This window comes from Bacteroides sp. HPS0048 (assembly GCF_964240755.1).
In the GTDB taxonomy this organism is placed as follows: domain Bacteria; phylum Bacteroidota; class Bacteroidia; order Bacteroidales; family Bacteroidaceae; genus Bacteroides; species Bacteroides nordii.
Genome location: NZ_CAXSVC010000002.1, coordinates 262,810 through 273,797 on the forward strand (window position 1 = coordinate 262,810; position 10,988 = coordinate 273,797).

The window sequence follows — 10,988 nt, forward strand, 5'->3', positions numbered from 1 at the left end:
GTTTGCATTATCTTTGGGAAAAATAGACAAATATTGCGGAAGTATTGCCATAGGTAAATCCTTTTAGAAACTTCATCTTTGCATTCAGTAATCATTTGAATAATAAAACCACAATGGATAAACTGACAAGTAAAATAGTAGGGATGGAATCAGAGTTGCGTCACTTTGCTCTCAAGCTGACTGCCGATCAGGATTCGGCTAATGATTTGGTGCAGGATTGTATGTTGAAAGCTCTGGATAATAAGGAGAAGTTTGTTCATGCGCAAAACTTTAAGGGTTGGATGTACACAATCATGCGTAATCTTTTTATTAATAATTATCGTCGGGTTACGCGTGAAATGTCTATGATGGATGATAGTTATAGCATTGGCCGTCAGAATTTGTTGGAGGTAGAAGATGGAGAACGTTTTGAATATGCTTATGATCTGAAGGAACTTCATAAAGTGATTAATGCGGTACCGGAATCTATGCGAAAACCTTTTCTCATGTACGTTGCCGGATTCAAATACAATGAGATCGCAGAGAAAATGGGGCTTCCGATTGGTACGATAAAAAGTCGTTTATTCTTTGTGCGTAAAAGGTTGCAGAGGGAATTGAAAGAATTTGGTAAATAGTGAGCAGTGATGAGTGATTAGTGATAAGTGATTAACAGGGAGTGATAAACGGTTAGTGATAAGTGAGGAGTGATTAGTGCCATGTGGATTCATGGCGCAGCCCACTAATCACTTATCACTCCTCACTAATCACTATTTTTCTTGCCTATTTCCAAAAGATGCCGTATCTTTGCTGCCCGAATTAAAAAACGTATGATGCCGTGAATAGCGGTCGTGTATTCTAGAACACCACGTAAAAAACAGGAGTATGAAAGAAAAAGTATCCATTCCCTTCATGTTGCTTGGCATATTGTTTAATGTATGCCTTATTGCAGCCAATCTTCTTGAAACCAAAGTGATTCAGGTAGGTAGTATTACCGTTACTGCCGGATTGCTTGTATTTCCTATTTCCTATATAATCAACGACTGTATTGCCGAAGTATGGGGATTCAAAAAAGCCCGTCTCATTATCTGGAGTGGTTTCGCCATGAACTTCTTTGTTGTAGCATTGGGCTTGATTGCCGTAGCTATTCCTGCTGCTCCTTTTTGGGAGGGGGAAGAGCATTTTGATTTTGTGTTTGGTATGGCACCACGTATTGTTTTTGCCAGTTTGATGGCATTTCTGGTGGGTTCATTCCTTAATGCTTATGTGATGAGTAAGATGAAAGTTGCCAGCGGTGGAAAGAACTTCTCCGCGCGTGCTATTATTTCTACGGTTGTCGGAGAAACGGCGGACTCTTTTATCTTCTTTCCTGTTGCTTTTGGTGGTATTATTGCTTGGCCGGAACTGTTGGTGATGATGGGAATCCAAATTGTGCTGAAATCTATGTACGAGGTTATTATACTTCCTGTGACAATTCGGGTTGTAAATGCTATCAAGAAGATAGACGGCAGCGATGTCTACGATAAAGATATTTCCTATAATGTACTTAAAATAAAAGACGTTTAATAAGTGATAAGTGAGTAGTGATAAGTGATTAGTGCCATGCGGATCATAGCGCAGCTTACTAATCACTTATCACTAATCGCTTATCACTACTCAAAAGTCATAATTTATGATTAATAAAAATACTGCCTTAGTCGTGTTCAGCGGTGGGCAAGATTCAACGACCTGCCTGTTTTGGGCAAAGCGTGAATTTAAGAAAGTGGTTGCCCTGAGTTTTCTTTATGGGCAGAAACATAAGAAAGAGGTAGAACTGGCACGTGAGATAGCCCGTAATGCCGGTGTGGAATTTGAAGCAATGGATGTTTCCTTTATAGGACAATTGGGGCACAATTCATTGACGGATACAACGATGGAGATGGATCAGGATAAGCCTGCCGATAGTTTTCCGAATACGTTTGTACCGGGGCGTAACTTGTTTTTTCTTAGTATTGCCGCCGTATATGCGCGTGAAAGAGGTATCAACCATATTGTGACCGGTGTGTCGCAAACCGATTTCAGTGGCTATCCCGATTGCCGGGATGCTTTTATTAAGTCTCTCAATGTAACATTGAATCTGGCAATGGATGAGCAGTTCGTTTTGCATACTCCGCTGATGTGGATTGATAAAGCACAGACCTGGGCATTAGCTGACGAATTAGGGGTGCTTGACATCATCCGTAATGATACATTGACTTGCTATAACGGTATACAGGGTGATGGCTGTGGGCATTGTCCGGCATGTAAATTGCGTCGGCAGGGATTGGAAGAGTATCTCACCAGAGAGTAACATATATAATCATCGCTTGCCGTACTTCCTCGTGCGGGAAGCACAACTTTTCATTTTATGACTGAATTAAAAGATCAACTCTCCCTTTTGGGGAGAAAAACAGAGTACAAACAAGATTATGCTCCCGAAGTATTGGAAGCTTTTGATAATAAGCATCCCGAAAATGATTACTGGGTGCGTTTTAACTGTCCTGAGTTTACCAGCCTTTGTCCCATTACCGGACAGCCGGATTTTGCTGAGATACGTATCAGCTATCTTCCGGATGTGAAGATGGTGGAAAGCAAGAGCCTGAAACTTTATCTCTTCAGTTTCCGTAGCCATGGCGCTTTCCATGAAGATTGTGTGAATATCATTATGAAAGATCTTATCCGCCTGATGGATCCGAAATATATTGAAGTGACCGGCATCTTTACTCCGCGTGGAGGTATTTCCATCTATCCGTATGCTAACTATGGCCGTCCGGGAACGAAATATGAGCAAATGGCGGAACACCGATTGATGAATCACGAATAAAAGAGTTGTTATGCTGTACTTTTCTAAAGTAAGGAATTGTGCCAAAAGCTTTTGAAATCGAAGAATTATTTTCATTTTGCTCTTTTATTGGCTGATTCTATAACATGTGCTTTGAGATAAATACTCCTTTTAGAGGACGAATTGCATAAATGTTTGTAATAATATGCGGTCCGTGTTGTATATTTCTGCTCTATCTGCATAGATATGTACTATATCCCGGTATGTAAACCCATTTATCCCGGTAAGATAAGTCCGGTTTCTCTACGAGGAACGGTCCAAGTCTCGTAGAGAAACGCTCCGAGACTCTACGAGGAAAAAATATTTCTTCGGAAATATCCTTTTTTCAGGCTAACTGCTACTGATATTTGATCTGTCTTCAGGTAGAAAAAAGAATTATATCTGCCGGTTTTGATAATATATTGTATGGCAAATGTGAAAGAAAGAAGGAAAATGTTGCCTGATGGACAATAATCCGTGTTATCTGAAAAAATGAATATGAAAATGAAGGCGATTTTTATGACTGGTGTTCCAGGTCGGTCCAAACAAGAGGAGTCTGTGGCGTCAGGAATATCACTTTGTCAAATAGTAAATTGAAAAGAAATCCAAGGCAGGCTCCCCGAAGCAATTATTCATGATGATAGGGTCCTCCATTCAATATTGTCATTGCCCGATATATCTGCTCTACAAAGATAAGGCGTATCATCTGATGAGAGAAGGTCATTTTCGACATTGAAATCTTCTCCTGTGCGGCATCATATACCCGCTGCGAGAAACCGTAAGGACCTCCGATGACGAACACCAGCCGTTTGTTCACCGTATTCATCTTCCGTTTCATGTATTCGGCAAATTCGAGAGAACGCATTTCTTTGCCATGTTCATCAAGTAGCACCACCACGTCTCCCGGTTGTAAGGCTTTGCATATAAGTTCTCCTTCTTTCTCTTTCTGTTGTTCCATCGAGAGGCTTTTGGTATTTTTAAGCTCAGGAATGACTTCCATATCGAAAGATATGAAGCGTTTGGTACGTTGGATATAGTCGTTGATAGCAGTAATATAATGTTGTTCTACCGTTCGTCCTACGACGAGCAAAGTCGTTTTCATGCTGATACAGTTCTGATTATCGCACAAAAATAGGTATTTTTTATTGTTTTCTGCAATAAATGCTTACCTTTGCGTATCATTAGATACCAGATTTAGTTGAAAACTGATATCTGAAAAGCTTGTGGTTATGAAAAAACGAGTACTTTTATGGATTGCCGGATTGCTCTTTTCCGCGTCTACGCTTTTGGCACAAGATGTACCGGTGGGTGTAGTTCTGGCATTTAAAAAAGGAAGCTCTCAGGAGCTGAACAAATTCCTGGGTGATAAGGTAGACCTCATCATTCAGAACCGCTCGACGAATGCTGACAAGCAAGCAGCAGAAAGTACCATGAATACTTTTTTTACCGAAAATAAGGTCAGTACTTTTAATGTAAATCATCAGGGGAAGCGTGACGAATCGAGTTTTGTCATTGGTACCCTGACAACTGCTAATGGAAACTTTCGGGTGAATTGTTTCTTCAAAAGAGTACAGAACAAATATTTAATTCATCAAATAAGAATTGACAAAACCAATGAATAAGGAAAAAGAACTTATAGACAAGTTGATTGACCTTGCCTTTTCTGAAGATATAGGTGATGGTGACCATACCACCCTTTCATGTATCCCTGCTACAGCAATGGGAAAATCAAAACTCCTCATTAAAGAAACCGGTGTATTAGCCGGCGTTGAAGTTGCTAAAGAGATATTTCATCGTTTCGACCACACTATGAAGGTGGAAGTGTTTATCAATGACGGTACTGAAGTAAAACCTGGTGATGTGGTAATGATAGTAGAAGGAAAAGTACAATCGTTATTGCAAACAGAGCGCCTGATGCTGAACGTAATGCAACGTATGAGCGGTATTGCTACTATGACCCGTAAATACGCTCAAAAGCTGGTAGGTACGAATACCCATGTGCTTGATACCCGCAAAACAACACCGGGCATGCGTATTCTTGAAAAGATGGCTGTGAAGATTGGCGGTGGGGTGAATCATCGCATAGGACTGTTTGATATGATCCTCCTGAAAGATAATCATGTGGATTTTGCAGGTGGCATTGATAAGGCTATCACTCGTGCAAAGGAGTATTGCAAGGAGAAAGGCAAAGATCTGAAAATAGAAATTGAAGTGCGTAACTTCGACGAATTGCAACAAGTGCTTGATTTGGGTGGAGTAGATCGCATCATGTTTGATAATTTCACTCCTGAGATGACAAAGAAAGCTGTTGAGATGGTGGCCGGTAAATATGAGACGGAATCATCCGGCGGTATCACTTTCGATACATTGCGCGATTATGCCGAATGTGGAGTGGACTTTATCTCTGTGGGTGCTTTGACGCACTCGGTGAAAGGACTTGATATGAGTTTTAAGGCCTGTTGACAACTGATTTATTCTGATAAAATAAAATAGACTTAACCTCCTGTATGCTCAATCTATTGTAGTATGCAGGAGGTTGTTTATTATAGGTAAGTAATCGTTCAAAATTATATGATACTCTTATTGAAACGCAGAAACTTACAGATTCACGCAAAGCATATCATCGCTCAAGTATAGCGCAGCCATTTAATCTGCGAAAATCTGCGATCATTTGCGTTTCAATAAAATGTTGTCATAGTATGAACTAAATTTGAAGTACTACTTAAAGTCTATTGTTTTTTTGTCTTTAACTTCTTTTAAATATTATCATTGCAGCATTTCTCAGAATGCTGCGTCTAACTAACAAACGACGCAGAGAGGCGTCCGTAAAAAAGCACTGACATTGGAAAACGAGATAGAACTGATAAAGGGCTGCCGGGCAGGGAAAGATTCCGCTCGAAAGGAGCTTTACACCCTCTATTCTAAGCAGATGCTGGCGGTATGTTACCGTTATACGGGCGATATGGATGCGGCCCATGATGTGTTACACGACGGTTTTATCAAGATATTCACCAATTTCTCGTTTCGTGGAGAGGCGTCACTGTCCACATGGATCACGAGGGTGATGGTAACTCAGGCACTTGATTATCTCCGACGGCAAAAACGCATCACACAGGTGATGGTTCATGAAGAACAACTGGCCGATATCCCCGATATATCCTCTGATAGAGGAAGCAGTATCTCCGAAGAACAACTGATGGCGTTTGTGGCTGAACTACCCGATGGATGCCGAACCGTATTTAACCTCTATGTGTTTGAGGAGAAGTCGCACAAAGAAATAGCAGGCATGCTTCATATAAAAGAGCATTCGTCTACTTCGCAACTTCACCGGGCCAAGTATTTGTTAGCAAAAAGGATTAAAGAATATAGAAACCATGAAGAGAGAAAATGATGAAATAACCGATCTGTTCCGTTCGCGTCTTGGGCATGCCGAGATGAAGGTAAGGGATGGCTTTTGGGAAGAGTTGAGCCGTGATGTGGCAGTTAGTAGCCATCAGCGCCGTCGTGTGCTATTCTTCCGGATAGCTGCGGCAGCCTCTGTCTTATTAGTGTTGGCAGCGTCTTCGGCAGCTTTCTGGTTTTTCTCACCGAAAGAAGAAATAGAAGAGGCATTTACGCAATTAGCAGTTTCCGGTGTAGGAAATCTGGATGGCGACCGGGTGAATCAATCGTTCTCACCTGCCCATACCGAACCGATATTGCAGAAACCGGCTCCCGGTCGGTATGCTATGTTGGCTCAGTCCGAAGGAGAAGAGGATGATTCGATATCAGTAACTGTATCTTTGTCATTCAGCTTTTCATCAACCACCTCAAGTCATCATGGGTATGGAAGAGAGACGGAGAATTCCGGAGATAATATTTGGAAGGCAGGAGTAAACAATGAGCCTGCTACTACTGTTACAGAAGAACAACCAGTGAAGCCGGTGTTGGCAGAGGTAAAGAAACCACGTACCTGGGCTGTGAAAGCTGCTGTTGGTATGGCTCTTCCGGCAGAAAACGGGAAATATAAGATGCCTGTAATGGCAGGTGTCACGGTAGAGAAGATGTTGAACAAGTATCTGGGAGTAGAATCCGGGCTGACTTATTCAAGTCTTCGTTCAGAGAATCAGAATCTTCATTATCTGGGTGTTCCGGTGAAAGTGAATGTGCATCTGGCGGAAACAAAGAAGTTAGATTTGTATGCTTCTATAGGAGGAATAGTTGAAAAATGTATAGCAGGTGCGCCGAATAATGATTTTAAGAATGAGCCTGTACAGTTGGCTGTAATAGCCGGAGTAGGGGTTAACTATAAAGTAAATGACCGGATAGCACTTTTTGCAGAGCCGGGAGTATCGCATCATTTCAAGACGGATTCAAAACTTGAAACGATACGTACAAAGCGTCCCACGAATTTTAACCTTATGTGCGGAATTCGCATGACTTATTAACCATTAAAAGAACGAACGTTATGAAAAAGACATGGATACTGCTGCTCACCGTTTTTGCGGTTCTCGCACTGACCGGATGCAGTAAAGAGACCCTGGACTATAATAATCCGGATGTTGATCTTTTTGTGAAGCAACTCAAAGCCGGAACCTATAATACAAAAAATGACAAAGGGATTGTTGAAGTCCCTCATTTTACCGAAAATGACATTCCCGAATTGCTGAATTATGCCGAGGATATGAGTGTGATCCCCTCATTTCCTTCCGTATATAACAGTAATAGTGGCAAGATACGTTTGGGCGAATGTATTTTATGGACAGTAGAAAGTATTCGTCTGGGCTTTCCGGCTTCAATGGGGTGCCATATGGTAGAAGTGAATGCCGAAAATTACGAAGCAATCTATTTCTTGTCCGATGAAGAACTGCTGGATGCTGCAGTCCGTTACCGTCGCTGGTGGGAAAACAGACAGTATCCGCGAACGGCATGGACCATTGATCCTTGCTACGATGAGCCGCTCTGTGGTAGCGGTTACCGCTGGTGGTAGGGTAGACTAAACAACTGAACATGGCTAAACGTTTTAATCTATTGCTGCTGATTTTTTCAGTGGCCGGGACAGTACATGCCCGATGGACAAAGAAGGATGTACTACTAACTTATTAAAATGATTAATGCATTAGAGAATGACGAAGCGCTTTATATTATTTATATTAATCAGTCTGACTGCCTCAGTAGTCTGTTCGCAAGAATGGACCACACAGGATTCTATTAAATTGAATCAAATCCTGCAAGGTAACGAAGAGATTAAACTGAACCCGGAGGCTGTGAAACAGATTGACTTCGGTTCTGACGTTATGGGCACTCCTCTCATGTCTACGGAAAAGAGTTGGATGTTGCCGGATGCGACGCTTCCGTCTGTATTGCCTAATACGTTGCCACTGAATAAAAGACAGATGCTTACCCTGCATCCTTATAAGCCGAATACACCTTATGATTGGGATCCGGTATATCAAAAAAAGATAAAAGTAGGGCAGGATACCTGGCGGGGCGATCCCTTTTATAGGATAAAGACGCTGAGATCCTATACTAACATGGAAAAAGTTCCTCAAAAGCCGAAAAGAACAGGAGGGGTACCATCCGATATTGAAGCTGTGAACCTGCGATATAATCCTTTGATGGGGCAGGCAAATGGTGCAATGGCGGGTGTGGGCATTGGTGGCCTTGATTTTATGTCTATCTTTACAAAAGATTTTTGGGATGTGAAAGGGCGTGAACGACGCGGCCGTACGTTAGAGGTATTGAAAGCCTATGGGGATTCGACTACCAGGCTTATTCCGATGCCTATATTGCAGCCCATCGCTCATTGAACTATCTGAAAGCCCGATTTGTTTAGTAAATAGTTAAGGAGTATTCAGTATTCAAATAATTTAGTTGAAACACAGATTAACGCAAATTTTCGCAAAGAATTGATTCAATTATTGCGTTGCTTTATAGTTTGCGAAAATTTGCGTTAATTCTGCGTTTAATAAAAGACGTATTAGGTATACAAAATAAAATCAAAACAAATTCAGTTTATGAATAGAATTTCTACTCTATTGGGTATTCGTTACCCTATCATTCAGGGTGGCATGGTGTGGTGCAGCGGTTGGCGTCTGGCATCGGCAGTAAGTAATTCAGGTGGATTGGGACTTATTGGCGCCGGGTCTATGCATCCGGAGGTTCTTCGCCAGCACATCCGTAAATGTAAGGCAGCTACCGATTTTCCTTTTGGAGTAAATATCCCTTTGATGTATCCTCAAATTGAGGAGATAATGAATATTGTGGTCGAAGAAGGAGTGAAAATCGTATTCACCTCTGCCGGTAATCCTAAAACGTGGACAGGTTGGTTAAAAGAACGTGGAATAACTGTCGTTCATGTAGTGTCTTCATCTAAATTTGCTGTAAAGTGTGAAGAAGCCGGAGTAGATGCTGTTGTTGCTGAAGGTTTTGAGGCAGGCGGACACAACGGGCGTGAAGAGACAACTACATTCTGTCTTATTCCGGCAGCACGTCGTGCTACGGCTCTCCCTTTGATTGCTGCCGGTGGTATTGCTACGAGCGAAGGTATTCAGGCTGCTATGGTGCTGGGGGCCGAAGGTGTACAAATAGGTACCCGTTTTGCACTGACTTATGAAAGTTCTGCCAGTGATGTTTTCAAAGAATACTGTTTGCGGCTGAATGAAGGTGATACGAAATTATTACTTAAAAAATTAGCTCCCACCCGTTTGGTTACGAATCATTTTCGTGATGCAGTAGAAGAAGCTGAGGCGCGTGGTGCTTCGGCAGATGAACTGCGTGAACTATTGGGAAGAGGGCGTGCGAAGAAAGGTATTTTTGAAGGTGATCTTGAAGAAGGAGAACTGGAAATAGGACAAGTAGCTGCTTTGTTTCGTCAGCAACAATCGGTGGCAGAAGTTATGAAGGAACTGACTAAAGAGTTGAAAATTGAAAGTTGAAAATTGAAAGTTAGGCTGCGCTGTAGCTGTTGTTATTGCGCAGCCTAACTTTTAATTTTTTAATAAATAAGACTTTTAACTGTCAATTGTCAACTGTCAATTGTCAACTAAATAATTCCAAAAACATCCGCTATAGCCTTATACACTATTTTTCCTTCTACGATATTAAGGCCGAGTGCTAATGCGGGATCGTCTTTACAGGCTTGTTTCCATCCTTTTCCGGCAAGAGCTTTTACATACGGTAGTGTTGCATTTGTCAATGCTAAGGTAGAGGTATATGGTACAGCTCCCGGAATGTTGGCTACGGCGTAGTGTACGATACCATCTACTATATAGGTTGGGTCACTATGTGTGGTGGGATGTGAAGTCTCGAAACATCCTCCCTGGTCAATGGCTACATCTACTAATACCGTACCCGGTTGCATCATTTTCAGCATATCACGTGTAATGATGTGGGGAGCTTTATCTCCCGGAATAAGTACGGAACCTATCACGAGATCTACCGTCGGCAATTCCATTTTTAATCGTAGTTCCGAAGCATAGAGTGTTTTTACGTTTTTGGGTAATGTTTCGCTTAAATAACGTAAGCGGGCCAGGTTGATATCAGCTATTGTTACGTCTGCTCCCATGCCTGCTGCCATTTGTGCTGCATTACTTCCCACGATACCGCCACCAAGAATCAGTACTTTGGCCGGTTTTACGCCAGGTACACCGCCCAACAAGATCCCTTTACCACCTTGCGGACGTTCCAGAAAACGGGCCCCCTCCTGGGTTGCCATTCGTCCGGCAACTTCACTCATCGGTATTAACAGGGGTAACGAGTGGTCTGCCTTTTCTACTGTTTCATACGCCAGGCATACAGAACCATTCTCCATCATTGCCAGTGTCAACTCTTTATCGGAGGCGAAGTGGAAGTAAGTGAACAGCAATTGTCCCTTTTTAATAAGCTTGTATTCAGGAGCTATCGGCTCCTTCACTTTCACAATCATTTCGGCAATGGCATAAACTTCTTCCATTGTCGGCAGAATCTGTGCACCCACGGCTGTGTATGCCTCGTCCGGAAAGCCGCTGTTGATACCTGCTGTATGCTGTATATATACAGTATGCCCGCATTTCACAACTTCAGCAACTCCGGAGGGTGTCATACCCACACGATTCTCATTGTTCTTGATCTCCTTTGGTACTCCGATAATCATAATGTTACTGTATTAAGGATTAAATATAGGCGAATGTACAGAAAAGATCCTTATGTTATT

At 42.1% G+C, this 10,988-nt stretch carries 13 protein-coding genes; 11 read left to right on the forward strand and 2 right to left on the reverse strand.

The window, feature by feature from the left end; all coding sequences use genetic code 11:
- Positions 1–113: 113 nt before the first annotated feature.
- From ACESQI_RS02545 to queF, 4 genes are all read left to right on the forward strand, one after another.
- The gene (locus ACESQI_RS02545; protein ID WP_007486503.1) at positions 114–614 is read left to right on the forward strand and encodes an RNA polymerase sigma factor; all 501 of its coding nucleotides are present in this window, start codon (positions 114–116) and stop codon (positions 612–614) included.
- Positions 615–861: 247 nt separating this feature from the next.
- Entirely contained in the window at positions 862–1,542 is a 681-nt protein-coding gene (locus tag ACESQI_RS02550) for a queuosine precursor transporter (RefSeq protein ID WP_002561351.1), read from the forward strand.
- Positions 1,543–1,651: 109 nt separating this feature from the next.
- The gene (gene queC / locus ACESQI_RS02555; RefSeq protein ID WP_182416584.1) at positions 1,652–2,305 is read left to right on the forward strand and encodes a 7-cyano-7-deazaguanine synthase QueC; all 654 of its coding nucleotides are present in this window, start codon (positions 1,652–1,654) and stop codon (positions 2,303–2,305) included.
- A 57-nt stretch (positions 2,306–2,362) separates the two neighbouring features.
- Positions 2,363–2,818 (forward strand): preQ(1) synthase, encoded by a 456-nt coding sequence (gene queF, locus ACESQI_RS02560; RefSeq protein WP_002561353.1) that lies wholly within the window; start codon positions 2,363–2,365, stop codon positions 2,816–2,818.
- 625 nt (positions 2,819–3,443) lie between these two features.
- On the opposite strand, the gene rlmH is transcribed toward queF, so the two are convergent.
- The gene (rlmH, locus tag ACESQI_RS02565; RefSeq protein ID WP_025867180.1) at positions 3,444–3,917 is read right to left on the reverse strand and encodes a 23S rRNA (pseudouridine(1915)-N(3))-methyltransferase RlmH; all 474 of its coding nucleotides are present in this window, start codon (positions 3,915–3,917) and stop codon (positions 3,444–3,446) included.
- A gap of 127 nt (positions 3,918–4,044) precedes the next feature.
- Here rlmH and ACESQI_RS02570 point away from each other — a divergent pair, with 127 nt between their 5' ends.
- The 7 genes from ACESQI_RS02570 to ACESQI_RS02600 all read left to right on the forward strand — a co-directional run bounded on the left by ACESQI_RS02570 (position 4,045) and on the right by ACESQI_RS02600 (position 9,732).
- Positions 4,045–4,437 carry a DUF4783 domain-containing protein gene (locus ACESQI_RS02570; protein WP_007486505.1) on the forward strand — a complete coding sequence of 131 codons (393 nt, stop codon included), beginning with the start codon at positions 4,045–4,047 and terminating at the stop codon, positions 4,435–4,437.
- On the forward strand, positions 4,430–5,278 hold the full coding sequence (gene nadC / locus ACESQI_RS02575) for a carboxylating nicotinate-nucleotide diphosphorylase (protein ID WP_195660825.1): 849 nt from the start codon (positions 4,430–4,432) through the stop codon (positions 5,276–5,278). The genes ACESQI_RS02570 and nadC overlap by 8 nt, the downstream gene beginning before the upstream one ends.
- Before the next feature lie 379 nt (positions 5,279–5,657).
- Positions 5,658–6,206 carry an RNA polymerase sigma factor gene (locus tag ACESQI_RS02580; protein WP_195660824.1) on the forward strand — a complete coding sequence of 183 codons (549 nt, stop codon included), beginning with the start codon at positions 5,658–5,660 and terminating at the stop codon, positions 6,204–6,206.
- On the forward strand, positions 6,190–7,242 hold the full coding sequence (locus tag ACESQI_RS02585) for an outer membrane beta-barrel protein (protein WP_195660823.1): 1,053 nt from the start codon (positions 6,190–6,192) through the stop codon (positions 7,240–7,242). The genes ACESQI_RS02580 and ACESQI_RS02585 overlap by 17 nt, the downstream gene beginning before the upstream one ends.
- Positions 7,243–7,262: 20 nt before the next feature.
- Positions 7,263–7,784, forward strand: a complete 522-nt coding sequence (locus tag ACESQI_RS02590) for a DUF4943 family protein (RefSeq protein ID WP_007486507.1) — start codon at positions 7,263–7,265, stop codon at positions 7,782–7,784.
- A gap of 136 nt (positions 7,785–7,920) precedes the next feature.
- Positions 7,921–8,604 (forward strand): DUF4858 domain-containing protein, encoded by a 684-nt coding sequence (locus ACESQI_RS02595; RefSeq protein WP_256142681.1) that lies wholly within the window; start codon positions 7,921–7,923, stop codon positions 8,602–8,604.
- A gap of 207 nt (positions 8,605–8,811) precedes the next feature.
- Positions 8,812–9,732 (forward strand): NAD(P)H-dependent flavin oxidoreductase, encoded by a 921-nt coding sequence (locus tag ACESQI_RS02600; protein WP_373125395.1) that lies wholly within the window; start codon positions 8,812–8,814, stop codon positions 9,730–9,732.
- Positions 9,733–9,839: 107 nt separating this feature from the next.
- Here ACESQI_RS02600 and ald read toward each other — a convergent pair whose 3' ends face one another.
- Positions 9,840–10,928: an alanine dehydrogenase gene (ald, locus tag ACESQI_RS02605; protein ID WP_007486512.1), complete on the reverse strand. Its 1,089-nt coding sequence runs from the start codon at positions 10,926–10,928 to the stop codon at positions 9,840–9,842.
- Positions 10,929–10,988: the final 60 nt, after the last annotated feature.